The sequence below is a fragment of the Staphylococcus sp. GW821-FHT11H10 genome (assembly GCF_058807855.1).
On sequence record NZ_JBXARC010000001.1, the window covers coordinates 172,411 to 190,945 of the forward strand.

The 18,535-nt window shown below is 33.3% G+C and carries 16 protein-coding genes; all 16 read left to right on the forward strand.

Annotated elements, in window-relative coordinates; translation table 11 throughout:
• Window positions 1–140 precede the first annotated feature (140 nt).
• The 16 genes from rimP (at window position 141) to ymfI (ending at window position 18,452) form a co-directional block, all read left to right on the forward strand.
• Window positions 141–608: a ribosome maturation factor RimP gene (rimP, locus tag AC1RRU_RS00910; RefSeq protein WP_011275935.1), complete on the forward strand. Its 468-nt coding sequence runs from the start codon at window positions 141–143 to the stop codon at window positions 606–608.
• Between the two features lie 20 nt (window positions 609–628).
• On the forward strand, window positions 629–1,861 hold the full coding sequence (gene nusA / locus AC1RRU_RS00915) for a transcription termination factor NusA (protein ID WP_011275934.1): 1,233 nt from the start codon (window positions 629–631) through the stop codon (window positions 1,859–1,861).
• Window positions 1,862–1,886: 25 nt separating this feature from the next.
• A complete protein-coding gene (rnpM, locus tag AC1RRU_RS00920) occupies window positions 1,887–2,171 on the forward strand; it encodes an RNase P modulator RnpM (protein ID WP_011275933.1) in 285 nt (94 codons plus the stop codon).
• Window positions 2,168–2,485 carry a YlxQ family RNA-binding protein gene (locus tag AC1RRU_RS00925; RefSeq protein ID WP_011275932.1) on the forward strand — a complete coding sequence of 106 codons (318 nt, stop codon included), beginning with the start codon at window positions 2,168–2,170 and terminating at the stop codon, window positions 2,483–2,485. Before rnpM ends, AC1RRU_RS00925 begins: the two co-directional genes overlap by 4 nt.
• Before the next feature lie 4 nt (window positions 2,486–2,489).
• A complete protein-coding gene (infB, locus tag AC1RRU_RS00930; RefSeq protein WP_011275931.1) occupies window positions 2,490–4,640 on the forward strand; it encodes a translation initiation factor IF-2 in 2,151 nt (716 codons plus the stop codon).
• A gap of 161 nt (window positions 4,641–4,801) precedes the next feature.
• Window positions 4,802–5,152 (forward strand): 30S ribosome-binding factor RbfA, encoded by a 351-nt coding sequence (rbfA, locus tag AC1RRU_RS00935; protein WP_011275930.1) that lies wholly within the window; start codon window positions 4,802–4,804, stop codon window positions 5,150–5,152.
• 228 nt (window positions 5,153–5,380) lie between these two features.
• Complete coding sequence (gene truB, locus AC1RRU_RS00940) at window positions 5,381–6,298, forward strand: tRNA pseudouridine(55) synthase TruB (RefSeq protein ID WP_011275928.1); 918 nt, start codon at window positions 5,381–5,383, stop codon at window positions 6,296–6,298.
• A gap of 14 nt (window positions 6,299–6,312) precedes the next feature.
• A complete protein-coding gene (ribF, locus tag AC1RRU_RS00945; protein WP_011275927.1) occupies window positions 6,313–7,284 on the forward strand; it encodes a riboflavin biosynthesis protein RibF in 972 nt (323 codons plus the stop codon).
• A gap of 113 nt (window positions 7,285–7,397) precedes the next feature.
• Window positions 7,398–7,667 carry a 30S ribosomal protein S15 gene (rpsO, locus tag AC1RRU_RS00950; protein ID WP_011275926.1) on the forward strand — a complete coding sequence of 90 codons (270 nt, stop codon included), beginning with the start codon at window positions 7,398–7,400 and terminating at the stop codon, window positions 7,665–7,667.
• A 135-nt stretch (window positions 7,668–7,802) separates the two neighbouring features.
• A complete protein-coding gene (pnp, locus tag AC1RRU_RS00955; protein WP_016930685.1) occupies window positions 7,803–9,905 on the forward strand; it encodes a polyribonucleotide nucleotidyltransferase in 2,103 nt (700 codons plus the stop codon).
• 207 nt (window positions 9,906–10,112) lie between these two features.
• Entirely contained in the window at window positions 10,113–11,786 is a 1,674-nt protein-coding gene (gene rnjB / locus AC1RRU_RS00960) for a ribonuclease J2 (protein ID WP_016930684.1), read from the forward strand.
• 235 nt (window positions 11,787–12,021) lie between these two features.
• Window positions 12,022–14,439, forward strand: a complete 2,418-nt coding sequence (locus AC1RRU_RS00965; protein ID WP_011275923.1) for a DNA translocase FtsK — start codon at window positions 12,022–12,024, stop codon at window positions 14,437–14,439.
• A gap of 3 nt (window positions 14,440–14,442) precedes the next feature.
• Complete coding sequence (locus AC1RRU_RS00970) at window positions 14,443–15,159, forward strand: GntR family transcriptional regulator (RefSeq protein ID WP_011275922.1); 717 nt, start codon at window positions 14,443–14,445, stop codon at window positions 15,157–15,159.
• 25 nt (window positions 15,160–15,184) lie between these two features.
• A complete protein-coding gene (gene yfmF / locus AC1RRU_RS00975; RefSeq protein WP_011275921.1) occupies window positions 15,185–16,459 on the forward strand; it encodes an EF-P 5-aminopentanol modification-associated protein YfmF in 1,275 nt (424 codons plus the stop codon).
• Window positions 16,459–17,748 (forward strand): EF-P 5-aminopentanol modification-associated protein YfmH, encoded by a 1,290-nt coding sequence (yfmH, locus tag AC1RRU_RS00980; RefSeq protein ID WP_016930682.1) that lies wholly within the window; start codon window positions 16,459–16,461, stop codon window positions 17,746–17,748. The genes yfmF and yfmH overlap by 1 nt, the downstream gene beginning before the upstream one ends.
• Entirely contained in the window at window positions 17,748–18,452 is a 705-nt protein-coding gene (gene ymfI, locus AC1RRU_RS00985) for an elongation factor P 5-aminopentanone reductase (protein ID WP_011275919.1), read from the forward strand. Before yfmH ends, ymfI begins: the two co-directional genes overlap by 1 nt.
• The last annotated feature ends 83 nt before the right edge of the window (window positions 18,453–18,535 follow it).

Here is an 18,535-nt window from a genome sequence, read left to right on the forward strand (position 1 = left end):
GTAGTCTCTGTGACGCAAGATATAGACATTTGTTTAAGGAATTAAAGTGTGATATACTTAAGTTGCGTAAAAAATTAGACTCAGGCAGAAAGAGTGGGCATATACCCGCTCTTTTCTATTTGCCGAAAAAGGAGGCCTGTATGAGTAAAATCACTGAGGAAGTAGAAACAATCATAACTCCTATTTTAGACGAATTGAATTTTGAATTAGTTGAAGTTGAATACACTAAAGAGGGGAAAGATCATTTCTTAAGAATCTCTATTGATAAAGAGGGCGGTGTCAATTTAAATGATTGCACACTTGCTTCTGAAAAAATCAGCGAGGCAATGGATGAGAATGATCCAATTCCAGATATGTACTACTTAGACGTAGCATCACCAGGTGCGGAACGTCCAATTAAAAAAGAAAAAGATTATCACAATGCAATTGATAAACCAGTATTTGTATCATTATATGCGCCAATTGAAGGCGATAAAGAGTGGCTTGGAATTTTAAAAGCTGTTGATGATGACACAATCACGATGGAAGTTAAAGAAAAAGCTAAAACAAAACAAATTGAAATACCAAGAAATAAAATTGCAAAAGCACGTCACGCTGTAATGATTTAACGTGATGAGGAGGAATAATTGTGGCAAGTAATGAACTTTTATTAGCAACTGAATATTTAGAAAAAGAAAAGAAAATCCCTAGAGAAGTATTAATCGATGCTATTGAAGCAGCTTTAATAACTGCATATAAAAAGAACTATGATAGTGCTAGAAACGTACGTGTAGAATTAAATATGGATGAAGGTACTTTTAAAGTTATAGCACGTAAAGAAGTTGTAGAAGAAGTATTTGATGACAGAGACGAAGTAGATTTAAGTACAGCATTAGTTAAAAATCCAGCATATGAAGTTGGTGATATCTACGAAGAAGATGTTACACCAAAAGATTTTGGTCGTGTTGGTGCACAAGCTGCTAAACAAGCAGTAATGCAAAGACTAAGAGATGCTGAAAGAGAAATTCTGTATACTGAATTTATTGATAAAGAAGATGATATTTTAACAGGTGTTATCGATAGAGTTGACCATCGTTACGTTTATGTTAACTTAGGTAGAATTGAAGCGGTCTTATCTGAAGCTGAAAGAAGTCCTAACGAAAAATATATTCCTAACGAACGTATTAAAGTCTATGTTAATAAAGTGGAACAGACAACTAAGGGACCACAAATTTACGTTTCTAGAAGTCATCCAGGCTTGTTAAAACGTTTATTTGAGCAAGAAGTTCCTGAAATTTATGATGGAACTGTTATTGTGAAATCAGTAGCACGTGAAGCTGGTGATCGTTCTAAGATTAGTGTTTATTCTGATAATCCAGATATCGATGCGGTAGGCGCATGTGTTGGTGCAAAAGGTGCTCGAGTTGAAGCTGTAGTTGAAGAACTTGGTGGAGAAAAAATCGACATCGTTCAATGGAATGAAGATCCTAAAGTATTTGTACGTAATGCTTTAAGTCCCTCACAAGTATTGGAAGTTATCGTTGACGAAGACAATCAATCTACTGTTGTTGTAGTTCCTGACTATCAATTGTCACTAGCTATTGGTAAGAGAGGTCAAAATGCACGATTAGCTGCAAAATTGACTGGATGGAAAATTGATATTAAATCAGAAACTGATGCTCGTGATGCGGGAATTTATCCTGTGATTGAATCTGAAGAATTAGCTGAAGACATCGTTTTATCAGAATCAGATGATGAAGATATTGAAATTGATGATGTTAATTTAGAGGAATCAAATTTAACTACTGCAGAATTAGCGGCAGATATCGATGAAACTTCTGAAAATAATGAAGAAGCAGACAGTGAAGAAAAAGACGTATAAGCAGATAATTGGGGTGAGTAATTAAGTGAAGAAGAAAAAGATTCCAATGCGTAAATGTATTATTACAAATGAAATGCGTCCCAAAAAAGATATGATTCGCGTTGTTATTAACAAAGAAGGCGACATTTTTGCTGATGGTACTGGCAAACAACAAGGTAGAGGCGCTTATGTTTCAAAAGATGTTCAAAGTGTAGAAGCAGCCCAAGAAAAAGGCGTACTTGAAAGATATTTTAATGCAGATTCTGAGAAGCTAGACCCTGTTTATAAAGAAATTATACGTTTGATATATAGAGAAGAGATTCCTAAATGAGCAAAGAACAAATTTTAAACTTTTTAGGTTTAGCAATGAGAGCCCGTAAAGTAAAGTCTGGCGAGTCTGTATTGCTTACTGAAATCAAGAAAAATAATATAAAGCTTGTTATCATGGCATCTGATGCCTCAGAAAATACTGTAAAGAATATAAAAAATAAATGTGAATCATATCATGTTCCATTTAGAATCTTTAGTACAAGAGCAGAATTAGGACAATCTTTAGGCAAGTCAGAACGTGTAAACATTGGAGTTATAGACTCTGGGTTTGCGACTAAGCTTACGTCGATGATAGATGAATATTGTAAGGAGTGATTATATGAGTAAAAAAAGAATTTACGAATATGCGAAAGAATTAAATGTTAAGAGTAAAGAGATTATAGACGAGTTGAAAAATATGAATGTAGAAGTTTCAAACCATATGCAAGCGTTAGAGGACGATCAAATTAAAACGCTTGATAAAAAGTTTAGACAACAAGAAAGTAACAATAATACAAAACAAAACACTCAAAATAATCACCAAAAACAACAAAACAATAACAACAATAAAAATAATAACAAACAAAGCAACAAAGGTAACGCGAATCAAAAAGGCAATAATAATAACAAAAATAATGCCAAAAATAATAAAAATAACAAAAACAATAAGAACAATAAAAATAATAAAAACAACAAAGGTAACAAAAATAACAAACCGGCAGCTGAACCAAAAGAAATGCCTTCTAAAATCACATATGAGGAAGGCATTACAGTTGGCGAGTTAGCTGATAAATTAAATATTGAATCATCAGGAATTATTAAAAAATTATTCTTATTAGGCATCGTTGCTAATATTAACCAAGCACTTGATGAAGAAACACTAGAATTGATTGCGGATGATTATGGTGTTGAACTTGAAAAAGAAGTGGTGGTAAATGAAGAAGATTTATCAATTTACTTTGATGAAGAAGAAGCTGATCCAGATGCAATTGAACGCCCAGCGGTAGTTACAATTATGGGACACGTTGACCATGGTAAAACAACATTACTTGATTCAATTCGTCATACTAAAGTTACAGCTGGAGAAGCAGGCGGTATCACGCAACATATTGGTGCTTATCAAATTGAAAATGCTGGTAAAAAAATTACATTCCTTGATACACCTGGACACGCAGCATTTACTACAATGCGTGCACGTGGTGCTCAAGTAACGGACATCACAATTTTAGTAGTCGCAGCTGATGATGGTGTAATGCCACAAACAATTGAGGCAATTAACCATGCAAAAGAGGCTAACGTTCCTACTATAGTAGCTGTAAATAAAATTGATAAACCTACTGCAAACCCAGACCGTGTTATGCAAGAATTAACTGAGTACGGTTTGATCCCTGAAGATTGGGGCGGTGAAACAATTTTTGTTCCACTTTCAGCATTAAGTGGTGAAGGTATTGATGATTTATTAGAAATGATTGGCTTAGTAGCTGAAGTCCAAGAATTAAAAGCTAATCCTGATAAACAAGCTGTAGGTACTGTGATTGAAGCGGAGTTAGATAAATCACGTGGTCCAGCTGCTTCATTATTAGTTCAAAACGGAACATTGAATGTTGGTGACTCAATAGTTGTAGGTAACACATATGGACGAATTAGAGCGATGGTTAATGATTTAGGTCAAAGAATTAAATCAGCAGGCCCTTCTACACCTGTAGAAATTACAGGTATCAATGATGTGCCATTAGCTGGTGATCGCTTCGTTATCTTCAAAGACGAAAAACAAGCACGTCGCATTGGTGAAGCGCGTCATGAAGCAAGCGTTATCCAACAACGTCAAGAAAGTAAAAATGTTTCATTAGACAACTTATTTGAACAAATGAAACAAGGTGAAATGAAAGATCTTAACGTGATTATCAAAGGTGACGTTCAAGGTTCTGTTGAAGCACTTGCAGCTTCTCTTATGAAAATCGATGTAGAAGGCGTTAATGTACGTATTATTCACACTGCTGTTGGGGCTATTAATGAATCAGATGTTACATTAGCTAATGCGTCAAATGGTATTATTATCGGTTTCAATGTGCGTCCAGACGCAGGTGCTAAACGTGCTGCAGAAGCTGAAAACGTTGATATGAGACTACATCGCGTTATTTATAATGTTATTGAAGAAATTGAATCAGCTATGAAAGGTTTACTTGATCCTGAATTCGAAGAACAAGTTATCGGACAAGCTGAAGTACGTCAAACATTCAAAGTGTCTAAAGTTGGCACAATTGCTGGTAGTTATGTTACTGAAGGTAAGATTACTCGTAATGCGGGTGTTCGTATTATTAGAGACGGAATTGTTCTATTTGAAGGTGAATTAGATACATTGAAACGTTTCAAAGATGATGCGAAAGAAGTAGCTCAAGGTTATGAATGTGGTATTACAATTGAAAAATTCAATGATATTAAAGAAGGCGACATTATCGAAGCATTCGAAATGGTTGAAATCGAAAGATAAGACTTAACAATATATGTATAGGTGGACGTGGAGAAACCGTCCACCTTTTTAAATGATAAACTTTACAATATATTACTTCTTTAAGATAATGCGTTTGAATCTAACTTAAATAGTGAATAAAATAACAAAGAAGAGTAACATCAAATATTGAGGTGACATAAATGAATAACATGAGAGCAGAACGCGTAGGCGAACAAATGAAGAAAGAAATTATGGATATCGTTAATAATAAAGTTAAAGATCCTAGAGTAGGGTTTATCACTATTACTGACGTTGACTTAACAAATGACTTATCTCAAGCAAAAGTTTACCTTACAGTCTTAGGTAGCGAAAAAGAAGTTAATGATACGTTTAAAGCTTTAGACAAAGCGAAAGGATTTATTAAATCTGAATTAGGTTCAAGAATGAGATTGCGTATCGTTCCAGAATTATTCTTTGAATATGATGAATCAATTGAGTATGGTAATAAAATCGAGAAAATGATTCAAGATTTGCATAAGCAAGATAGATAATTATTTATTATCTTAATTACAGCAAATTTACTAAATAGTTAAGGGGTAGGACATTGAAATTAGTATAATTTCAGTTCTACTCTTTTTTTAAAATTAAAGTAATTAAAAATTTACCAATTTAGCTATATGATATACGAATTAGTGTTATTACTTTTATATTAAATAACACAAGTTAAGTCAGATAAGTTATGATACATAAGTGTACTTAAAACTGAAGGACGTGAAAAAATGTATAATGGTATTTTACCTGTATATAAAGAGCGTGGATTGACGAGTCATGATGTCGTCTTTAAGCTAAGAAAAATCTTAAAAACTAAGAAAATAGGTCATACTGGGACATTAGATCCTGAAGTTTCTGGGGTATTGCCAGTATGTATTGGTACTGCCACTCGTGTAAGTGATTATGTGATGGATATGGGAAAATCTTATAACGCTACCATAACTCTAGGGGAAAGTACGACAACGGAAGATCAAACAGGAGAAGTTATTGATAAAATAGATGTACAAGCAAACGCAATAAATATAAACGAAGTAGACGCTGTTTTAAAACAATTTGAAGGAATTATAGAACAAGTTCCACCTATGTATTCATCTGTTAAAGTAAATGGTAAAAAGTTATATGAGTATGCACGTAAAGGTGAAACTGTTGAACGACCAATTCGTAAAGTAAATATAGATTCGATAGCACGCACCTCTGAACTTCAATTCGAAGATGGGAAATGTCATTTTAATATTGAGGTTAAGTGTGGTAAAGGTACATATATTCGCACATTAGCAACGGATATTGGTAAACAATTAGGGTATCCAGCTCACATGTCGCTATTGACACGAATAAATTCAGGTGGGTTTGACATTAAAGATAGTATAACATTAGATCAAATCTCTCAATTACATGAGCAAGACACATTACAACCACACTTATTTCCTTTAGAATATGGTTTGAAAAGTTTGCCGAAAATTTATGTTTCTGATGAAAATATAAAAACTAGAATATTAAATGGACAAAAGTTTAATAAAAAACAATTTAATCAAACGATTGAACAACAACTTGTCTTTATTGATTCTGAGACGGAGAAAGTAATGGCAATTTATATTCAACATCCGGAAAAAAATCATGAAATAAAACCTAAAAAAGTATTTAATTAAAGGAGTCTAAAGTTATGAAAGTGATAGAAGTAACCCATCCAATTCAAGAAGATCAATTGATAAAAGAAGACGTTGCGATGGCATTTGGCTTTTTTGATGGCATGCATCGTGGTCATCATAAAGTGTTTGAAGCATTGGATGAACGTGCTGCAGCGCAAAATCTAAAAAAGGCAGTAACAACATTCGATCCTCATCCTTCTGTTGTGTTAAATCCTGAACGTAAACGCACGGATTATTTAACACCACTTTCAGATAAACTTGAAATGATTGAACAGCACGACGTGGATTATTGTATTGTTATTAATTTTTCTTCACGATTTGCGAGTGTAACAGCAGAAGAGTTTGTTCAAGACTATATTATTAATAATCGTGTTAAAGAAGTAATTGCTGGTTTTGACTTTACTTACGGTAAATTCGGAAAAGGTAACATGTCCGTATTAAATGAAATGGATGAATTTAGTACTACAATAGTTGGTAAACAAGAAATGGAAACTGAAAAAATCTCTACTACTGCAATTAGGGAAGCTTTGAAAGAAGGGAATTTAAAAAAGGCAAATGAACAGTTAGGTTATCTCTATCGAATTAAAGGCACTGTAGTTCAAGGAGAGAAACGTGGACGTACAATTGGCTTTCCTACGGCAAATGTTCAACCTAGTGATGATTATGTTTTACCTAAAAAAGGGGTTTATGCTGTTAGTATGGCAATAGGTGCTGAAAATAAAATCTATCGTGGTGTAGCTAATGTTGGTGTTAAACCTACTTTTCACGATCCTTCTAAAGCTGAAGTAGTGATTGAAGTTAATATCTTTGATTTTAATGACAATATATATGGTGAACGTGTTATTGTTTATTGGCATCATTACTTAAGACCAGAAGTTAAATTTGATGGTATTGATCCATTAGTTGAACAAATGAATAATGATAAAGAAAAAGCGAAATACTTACTTTCAGTTGATTTCGGTGATGATGTATCGTATAATATTTAAAGTTGAGTTCTAGAAAATAGAATTCATAAATATTATTCCTTTATCTTGGCGGGTTGAGACTCCGACGCCTAGCTCAGATTAAGGTGTATACAAATTTTAGGAGGAATTTAATTATGGCAATCACTCAAGAACGTAAAAATGAAATTATCAAAGAATATCGCGTGCACGAAACTGACACTGGTTCACCAGAAGTACAAATCGCTGTTTTAACAGCAGAAATCGCTGCGTTAAACGAACACTTACGTGAACACAAAAAAGACCACCATTCACGTCGTGGATTATTAAAAATGGTAGGTCGTCGTCGTCACTTATTAAACTACTTACGTGGTAAAGATATTCAACGTTACCGTGAATTAATTAAATCATTAGGTATTCGTCGTTAATTTTTATATATTAAGAGGAAAGCACCATTTAGTTTGGTACTTTCCTTTTTTTATCGTTTAATATAAATCACTAATATAAAATTTGAAAAATAAATGATATGATGTAGTTAATAGATTTCAGAGAGGAGATTCATAATGTCTCAAGAAAAGAAAGTGTTTAAAACTGAGTGGGCTGGAAGATCGTTAACGATTGAGATAGGGCAATTAGCAAAACAAGCTAATGGTGCAGTTTTAGTACGTTATGGAGATACGGTTGTATTATCTACGGCTGTAGCATCTAAAGAACCTCGTGATGGTGACTTTTTCCCATTAACAGTTAACTATGAAGAAAAAATGTATGCTGCTGGTAAAATTCCAGGAGGATTTAAAAAACGTGAAGGTCGTCCAGGAGACGAAGCAACATTAACTGCACGTTTAATTGATAGACCAATTCGACCACTTTTCCCTAAAGGATATCGACATGACGTTCAAATTATGAACACAGTACTAAGCGCTGATCCAGATTGTTCGCCTGAAATGGCTGCTATGATAGGTTCTTCAATGGCATTAAGTGTTTCAGATATTCCTTTCCAAGGACCAATTGCTGGTGTTAATGTAGGTTATGTTGATGGTAAATATGTAATTAACCCTACCGTTGAGGAAAAAGAAGTTTCACGTCTAGACCTAGAAGTTGCCGGCCATAAAGACGCTGTAAACATGGTAGAGGCTGGTGCAAGTGAAATAACTGAGAAAGAAATGTTAGAAGCTATTTTCTTCGGACATGATGAAATCAAACGTTTAGTAGCATTCCAAGAAGAAGTGGTAGCTCACATTCAGCCTGTTAAAAAAGAATTTGTACCTGTAGAACGTGATGAAGCACTGGTTTCAAGAGTTAAAACACTTACTGAAGAAAAAGGCTTAAAAGAAACAGTTCTAACATTTGATAAACAACAACGTGACGAAAACTTGGATACGTTAAAAGCTGAAATTGCAACTGAATTTGTTGACGAAGCAGATCCTGAAAATGAATTGTTAATTGATGAAGTTTATGCAATTTTAAATGACTTAGTTAAAGAAGAAGTACGTCGTCTTATCGCTGATGAAAAAATTAGACCTGATGGGCGTAAACCAGATGAAATTAGACCACTTGAATCTGAAGTTGGTTTATTGCCACGAGCACATGGCTCAGGTTTATTTACACGTGGACAAACTCAAGCTTTATCTGTATTAACATTAGGAGCATTAGGTGATTATCAACTTATTGATGGACTAGGTCCTGAACAAGAAAAACGATTCATGCATCATTACAACTTCCCTAATTTCTCTGTTGGAGAGACAGGCCCAGTTAGAGCACCTGGTCGTCGTGAGATTGGACATGGTGCATTAGGCGAGAGAGCACTAAAATACATTATTCCAGATACAACTGAATTCCCTTACACTGTACGTATTGTAAGTGAAGTATTAGAATCTAACGGTTCATCTTCACAAGCATCAATTTGTGGTTCAACTTTAGCTTTGATGGATGCTGGTGTGCCAATTAAAGCGCCTGTTGCAGGTATAGCAATGGGACTAGTCACACGTGAAGATAGTTATACGATTCTTACGGATATTCAAGGTATGGAAGATGCTTTAGGAGATATGGATTTTAAAGTTGCAGGTACAAAAGAAGGTATCACTGCGATACAAATGGACATTAAAATTGATGGTTTAACACGTGAAGTCATTGAAGAAGCTCTAGAACAAGCTCGACAAGGTCGATTAGCGATAATGGATCACATGTTACAAACAATTGATCAACCTCGTAAAGAATTAAGTGCTTATGCTCCTAAAGTGGAAATAATGCATATTAAACCTGAAAAAATTAGAGACGTAATTGGACCAGGTGGTAAGAAAATTAATGAAATCATTGATGAAACTGGGGTTAAATTAGATATTGAACAAGATGGTACAATCTTCATAGGTGCAATCGATCAAGACATGATTAACCGTGCTCGTGAAATTATTGAAGATATCACACGTGAAGCGGAAGTAGGCCAAGTTTACAATGCAAAAGTTAAACGTATTGAAAAGTATGGTGCTTTTGTTGAATTGTTTGCCGGTAAAGATGCTTTATTACACATCTCTCAAATTTCAAAAGAGCGTATTAATAAAGTAGAGGATGTATTAAGTATAGGCGATTCAATTGAAGTGAAAATAACTGAAATTGACAAACAAGGTCGCGTAAATGCTTCTCATAAAGCATTAGATGAAAATAAATAATAATTTTAAGACTAGGAGATTATCATCCTAGTCTTTTATTAGTTTACAGAAATCATTAAAATTAAGAATTATATAATATCTAATACTAAATTCGATTGTTACTATAATGCCTTAAGAAATACTTTAATAGTGTACATCCAACATAAATTAAACTATAATAAATTATGAGTTTATATGGACGGGGATTTTATAATAGGAGGTAACATTTTGAGTTTAGTGAAAAAAAAGAATGACGATATTCGCATCATTCCACTTGGTGGTGTCGGCGAAATCGCAAAAAATATGTATATCGTTGAAGTAGACGATGAAATGTTTATGTTAGATGCGGGGTTAATGTTCCCAGAAGATGAAATGTTAGGTGTAGATATTGTAATTCCTGACATTCAATATGTCATTGAAAATAAAGAAAAACTAAAAGGTATCTTTCTAAGCCATGGTCATGAACATGCTATTGGTGCAGTTAGCTACATTTTAGAACAAATTGATGCACCAGTATATGGCTCTAAATTAACGTTAGCACTTGTTAAAGAAAATATGAAGTCACGTAATGTTAAAAAGAAAGTACGTTATTATACTGTAAATCATGATTCAGTAATGAGATTTAAAAATGTTAATATTACTTTCTTTAACACTACACACAGCATTCCTGATAGTTTAGGAATTTGCATTCATACTTCATACGGTTCAATCGTTTATACAGGTGAATTTAAATTTGATCAAAGTTTACAAGGACACTACACGCCAGATATCAAACGTATGGCTGAAATAGGTGAAGAAGGTGTCTTCGCATTAATCAGTGACTCTACAGAAGCTGAGAAACCAGGATATAATACACCTGAGAATGTTATAGAATCACACATTTACGATGCTTTTGCGAAAGTAAAAGGACGCTTAATTGTGTCATGCTATGCTTCAAACTTTATTAGAATTCAACAAGTTTTGAACACTGCAAGTAAACTAAATCGTAAAGTTTCCTTTTTAGGTCGTTCGCTTGAAAGTTCGTTTAATATTGCACGTAAAATGGGATATTTTGACATTCCTAAAGACTTGTTAATCCCTATTAACGAAGTTGGAAATTATCCTAAAAATGAAGTCGTAATTATTGCCACTGGTATGGAAGGCGAACCTATCGAAGCATTGAGCCAAATGGCCCAACAGAAACACAAAATAATGAATATTGAAGAAGGCGATTCAGTATATTTAGCAATCACAGCATCAGCTAATATGGAAGTTATCATTGCTGATACACTAAATGAATTAGTGCGCGCAGGTGCATATATTATTCCTAACAATAAAAAGATTCATGCATCTAGTCATGGTTGCATGGAAGAATTAAAAATGATGATTAATATTATGAAACCTGAATACTTTATCCCTGTTCAAGGTGAATTTAAAATGCAAATTGCGCATGCTAAATTGGCTAACGAATCTGGTGTGGCGCCGGAGAAAATTTTCTTAGTCGAAAAGGGAGACGTTATTCATTACGATGGTAAAGATATGGTATTAAACGAGAAAGTTAATTCTGGCAATATTCTTATCGATGGTATTGGTGTAGGAGATGTCGGTAATATCGTATTGAGAGATCGTCATTTACTTGCAGAAGATGGTATTTTTATTGCAGTTGTTACATTGGATCCGAAAAATAGACGAATTGCTGCTGGTCCTGAAATTCAATCACGTGGCTTTGTATACGTCCGTGAAAGTGAAGAACTAATGAAGGAAGCAGAAGATAAGGTTCGTGAAATTGTTGAAGCAGGTCTTCAAGAGAAACGTATTGAATGGTCTGACATCAAACAGAATATGCGAGATCAAATCAGTAAATTACTATTTGAAAGTACAAAACGTCGTCCAATGATTATTCCAGTTATTTCAGAAATTTAAGATATATACAATCAAAAAGAGGTCGGGACAACATCACAGTTGTGTAATAATTTAAAAGGTTATGTAAACTCATTACTTAAATTATTCACTTTAGTTTATGACGATAAGTCTAAATGTGGTTGGTATTGTTCCAACCTCTTTCATACTTTTAAAAATACTATTAATACATATCGGAATACTATAAATATTTGTATTTGAAGAAATATTAAGTGAGAAATAAAGAAGGTGTACTATTTTGCCACAAACTAAGAAAAAAACAACAACTCGTAAAAAGGGTGCAATAGCTCGTAAATCGACTAAGAAAAAGCAACAGAAAAAAGATAGCTCAATTCGCTATATCGTTGCAATCATTATAGTCATTTTGTCGGTTTTGGGAATGTTCCAATTAGGAATTGTTGGTCGAATGATTGATAGCTTTTTCAATTATTTGTTTGGAATGAGTCGCTATTTAACATACATATTACTAAGTTTGATTACAGTCTATATTGCAATGCAGAAGAAATTTCCTAAAACAAGACGGACTTTTGGGTTAATATCATTACAATTTGTCTTATTGATTACAACACAAATTATTTATCATTTTCAAAAAGGTGCAGCATCTGAAAGAGAACCTGTTTTATCCTATGTGTATAAGGCTTATGAACATAGTCATTTTCCGAATTTTGGTGGGGGATTAATAGGATTTTATTTACTTAAAATATTTATTCCACTCATTTCAATTGCCGGTGTCATAATCCTTACATTAATTTTATTAAGTTCTAGTATTATTTTATTGCTTAAACTTAGACATAGAGATGTTGTTAAAGCATCAATTGATAAAATGAGAAACTCAAGTCAAAGTGCATCATCTAATTTCAAAGTAAAAAGAGAGCAAAACAGACTTAAAAAAGAAGAACGTCAACGTGAAAAAGAAGAAGAGCGTGAACGCCTAAGACAACATCAATTAGAACAAGAACAACTTGAGTCAGAACAAATCAAAGATGTTAGTGACTTCCCTGAAGTTAGTACTGAACCAGAAGATATTCCTATATATGGACCTAGTGAATCGCAAGAAAGTAAACAAACAACTACTAATAAACGTAAGAAAAGACGTTTTGGTTTAAATAGTGAAGATATTGATAAAGAGAATAGTAGTAACGATGGAACAAATCTAGAGGATGAAAATTTACCAGAGTCGAATTCAAATGATAATCATCAAATGAATGGAACAATTTCCGAAGCTGGTGAAGAGTCAAATGTGGCATATCACATTCCTCCATTATCATTACTTAATCAGCCAGCTAAGCAGCAATCTACATCTAAGTCTGAAGTTCAACGTAAAGGCCAGATACTCGAATCAACAATGAAAAATTTTGGTGTAAATGCAAAAGTTAAGCAAATTAAAATTGGTCCAGCTGTTACACAATATGAAATCCAACCAGCCCAAGGGGTTAAGGTTAGTAAAATTGTTAATTTGCATAATGATATTGCACTCGCTTTGGCAGCAAAAGATGTACGAATTGAAGCACCAATTCCAGGTCGCTCAGCTGTTGGTATAGAGGTACCAAATGATAAGATTTCTTTAGTTACGCTTAAAGAAGTTCTTGAATCTAAATTCCCAGCGAGTAATAAGCTGGAAGTTGGACTTGGTAGAGATATTTCTGGTGAACCAATGACAATTCAATTAAATGAAATGCCCCACCTATTAGTTGCAGGATCAACTGGTAGTGGTAAATCAGTATGTATCAATGGCATTATTACTAGTATTCTTTTAAATGCAAAACCTCATGAAGTTAAACTTATGTTAATTGATCCTAAAATGGTGGAATTAAATGTTTATAATGGGGTGCCACATTTATTAATACCGGTAGTTACAAATCCACACAAAGCTTCTCAAGCATTAGAGAAGGTAGTTGCTGAAATGGAACGACGATATGATTTATTCCAGCATTCATCTACACGTAATATTGAAGGGTATAATAAATTTATACGCCGTCAGAATGAAGAACTTGATGAAAAACAAGCAGAATTACCTTATATAGTAGTCATTGTAGATGAGTTAGCTGATTTAATGATGGTTGCAGGAAAAGAAGTAGAGAACGCAATTCAACGTATCACTCAAATGGCTAGAGCAGCAGGTATTCATTTAATTGTTGCTACTCAAAGACCATCTGTAGATGTAATCACTGGTATAATCAAAAATAATATACCATCACGTATTGCGTTCGCAGTAAGTTCTCAAACTGACTCTAGAACAATTATAGGCTCTGGTGGAGCTGAGAAATTACTTGGTAAAGGTGATATGCTATATGTAGGAAATGGTGAATCAGCTCAAACGCGTGTACAAGGTGCTTTCTTAAGTGATCAAGAAGTGCAAGATGTAGTTAACTATGTTGTTGAACAACAAAAAGCAAATTATGTGAAAGAAATGGAACCAGATGCGCCAGTAGATAAATCAGAAATGAAGAGTGAAGATGCTTTATATGAAGATGCATATATATTTGTAATTGAACAACAGAAAGCTAGTACTTCACTATTGCAACGACAATTTAGGATTGGCTATAATCGTGCTTCTAGATTAATGGACGATTTGGAACGTAACCAAGTTATCGGACCACAAAAGGGCAGTAAACCTAGACAAGTATTAGTAAATTTAGATGATGAAGAGGTGTAAATGATGACAGAGTTAAACTCAGCTTTTAAAGTGAAAGAATATATTCTTAAGCAGATTAAAGAACAATCTTTAAAACCTGGTGATAAACTACCTAGCAATTTATCGATTGCTAGAGAATTAAATGTAAAAACTGATGATGTCTATGAAGCGATTGGTGAACTCATAACTGAACAAGTTTTGACAGATAACTTTGAAGAAGGACCAAGCGTAAAAACATTGCACCCTTTCTTCTATCCATTGAATAAATTATTTAGCATCAACGATATGATCAAAGAAGCTGGCTACCACTCAGGTACGGAATATTTAAGTTTAGAGCAACAGCCTGCCTCCATACTGGATGCACAAATGTTAGGTATCAATGATAAACAACCTATTACAATCATTGAACGATTGCGTACTGCCAATCATCAACCAGTAATTTATTGTTTAGATAAAATCGCAGAAGATTATCTAACATGTTCAGATTATCAAGTGAGCGATGGTTCTATGTTAAATGCAATAGAGACTAATACGGGACATAAAGTCGCTTCAGCTGAAACAGAGGTTGAAGCCATTAGTTATGAACCACATATTTCTGATATTCTAAACGCATATCCACATGAAGGTTTAATGCTATTAAAGGTTGTACATTATGACGAAATGGGTAAACCTATTTTATACTCATTAAATTATGTGAAAAGCAGTCTAGTTAAATTTAAACTGACGCGCACAAAAATATAGAAACAATATTAAGGAGTGTGGATGAATGATAGAACAACAAACCAATAATGAGCATCAAATACATATTGATGTGTTACCTACAGATAAATTTAAGACAACTATGATTACCTTTAAATTTATGGCACCTTTAGAATATGAAACTATTACAGCGCGATCATTGTTAAGCAAGTTGTTAATACGTGCTACAAAAAAATGGTCCACGGATAAAGCATTTAGTAAACATCTATCTGAACTATATGGTGCATACATACATAGTTTTGTCTCAAAATTTAAAGATAAACACGTTATCACTATCTCGTTAGAAATAGTTAATGAACGCTATTTAAAAGATTCAACACCTCTATTTGAAAAAGGGCTAAATGTACTATATGAAGTGATAATGAATCCACTTATAGAGAATAATGCCTTTAACACAACGTTTGTAAATCAAGAAAAATCATTATTATCAAAGAAAATTGAAGCTGTAATTGATAATAAAGCACAATATTCTTTCTTGAATTTATTAAAATATATGTTTAAAGATGAACCTTATCGTCACTTAGCGACAGGTCAGATTGAAAAAATAAGTACAATCACACCTGAAAATTTGTATGATACATATCAAAACATGATTAGTAATGACCTATGTTCCGTTTATGTAGTAGGTAACGTAAATAAACAAGAAGTTGAACAATTAATTCAATTTAAATTTACGATTAATCCATTTAAAATGGCGAAAACTAATCAACTTAATTTAAAAGATACAAGTTCTGAAACACAATATATAGTTGAAGAAGATGAAGTCGATCAAGCTAAATTAAATATGGGTTATCGTTTTCCAACACGATTCGGGTCAAATGATTATTATGCATTGGTTGTATTAAACACGATGTTCGGTGGCGATCCATCATCTGTATTATTTAATGAAGTGCGTGAAAAGCAAAGTCTAGCATATTCAATACACTCTCAATTAGATGGTAAAAACGGTTATCTTTTTGTATTAAGCGGTGTTTCAGCAGATAAATATGAACTTGCTAAAGATACAATTTTAGAGGAGTTTGATAAGTTTAAACGTGGTGAATTTGACGTGGATAAATTAGAACTTGCTAAAAAAATTATTATTTCACATAGACATGAAATTGCTGATCGACCGAAAAGTATTATCGAGGTCATGCAGAATCAATTGCTTTTAGATTATGAGCAAACAGATGAAAACTACATAGATCACATTCAAAAAGTAACAAAGGATGATGTGATATCAATGGCTAATAAAGCAGAACTAGATACCATATATGTACTTACAAAGGGGGATCATTCTTAATGAGGGAAACATACTATGAACTGATTGATGAACGTGTTTTTGAACATGAATTAACTAATGGTTTACGTTTATTTGTTATCCCCAAAAATGGATTCCAAAAGACATTTGTAACGTATACTACTCAATTTGGCTCTCTTGATAATACTTTCAAACCTCATAATCAAAATGATTTTGTGACCGTACCAGACGGTGTCGCTCACTTTTTAGAGCATAAGTTATTTGAGAAAGATGATACTGAAGATTTATTCACTGCATTTGCCAATGACAATGCTCAAGTAAACGCATTTACTAGTTTTGATCGCACTAGCTATCTGTTCAGTGCAACAGATAATGTTGAAAGGAATATTTTAAGATTACTAGAAATGGTTGAAACGCCTTTCTTTTCTAAGGAAACGGTAGATAAAGAAAAAGGTATTATTGCTGAAGAAATAAAGATGTATCAGGAGCAACCTGGTTATAAAATTATGTTTAATACTTTACGTGCTATGTATCAAAAGCACCCTATTAAAGTTGATATAGCAGGAAGCGTTGAAAGCATTTATAACATTACTAAAGATGATTTATATTTATGTTATGAAACATTTTATCATCCATCAAATATGGTGTTATTTGTCGTCGGAGATGTCAATCCTGAAAACATACGTGACATAGTTGAAACTCATGAAAATAAAAGGGATAAGACGAACCAGCCTAGCATTGAACGAGCAACTGTTGATGAACCAACAAATGTTATAACACCTTTTGTTTCAGAAGAAATGAAATTACAATCTCCTAGATTAATGTTAGGTTTTAAAAATGAACCAACTGAAGCGTCACCACATGAATATGTACAACATGATTTAGAAATGACACTATTTTTCGAATTAATATTTGGTGAGGAAACTGAATTTTATCAGACTTTATTAAATGAAGATTTGATAGACGAAACTTTTGGATATCAATTTGTACTCGAACCTACATATTGTTTTTCAATTATTACAAGTGCAACGCAATATCCAGATAAGTTAAAAGAAGTGTTGTTAAGTGAGCTAAACAAGTATTGTGGTAATCTTGATGATCAAGAAGCATTTGAATTGTTGAAAAAACAATTTATTGGGGAATTTATTTCAAGTTTGAATTCACCTGAATATATTGCAAACCAATATTCTAAATTATACTTTGAGGGCGTCAGTGTATTCGATATGTTAGATATTATAGATAATATAACATTAGATAGTATTAACGAAACTGCCACTAAATTTTTAAATATCAATAATATGGTTGATAGTCGATTGGAGCCTAAAGCTTAATGAGAGCGTTAGTACTTGGTGGGTCAGGCACTATTGGAACAGCAATTGTAGAGCGTTTATTAGAAGAAGGTAATGAAGTAATTATTCAATATTTTCAATCAGATTTAAAAGCATTACAAGATAAGTACAAAGGGGAAGCAGTCGAATTTATACAAGCTGATTTGACGCAAAATATTGATTTGGAAACTACCTTTGCTCATATCAAATATTTAGATTGTTTGATATACAGTAGTGGTACAGCTTTGTATGGCTTATTGCAAGATATGTCAGATATAGATATTGATCTTAGTTATAACATTCATGTTAAGCAGTTAATTAGATGTTGTCGTTATTTTATAGACTTAATACGTCAAAGTGAGTTTGGTCGAATTATTGTTATTTCATCCATTTGGGGTGAAACAGGTGCGAGTATGGAAACAATTTACTCGGCAATGAAAAGTGCACAAATCGGTTTCGTCAAAGCGTTAAGTCAAGAATTAGCGATGACTAATGTCACTGTTAATGCTATCACGCCTGGTTTTGTAAGTGGGAATATGTCACAAGTTTTTAATTCAGATGAATTGAAAGCTATATTAGAAGAATTACCTCAGCAAAGAATGATCAATCCTTGTGAAATTGCGCATACGTGTGCTTATCTATGGAATCCTTTGGCGAAAAGTATTACTGGAACTGTTCAAAAAGTAAACGGCGCTTGGTACATTTAAGTTGTGACAATTGAGGATGTGATAGCATTTAACGTCACTATTCTATTAGCTATAGTAAATTTCCCTTACACATTAAAAAAAGA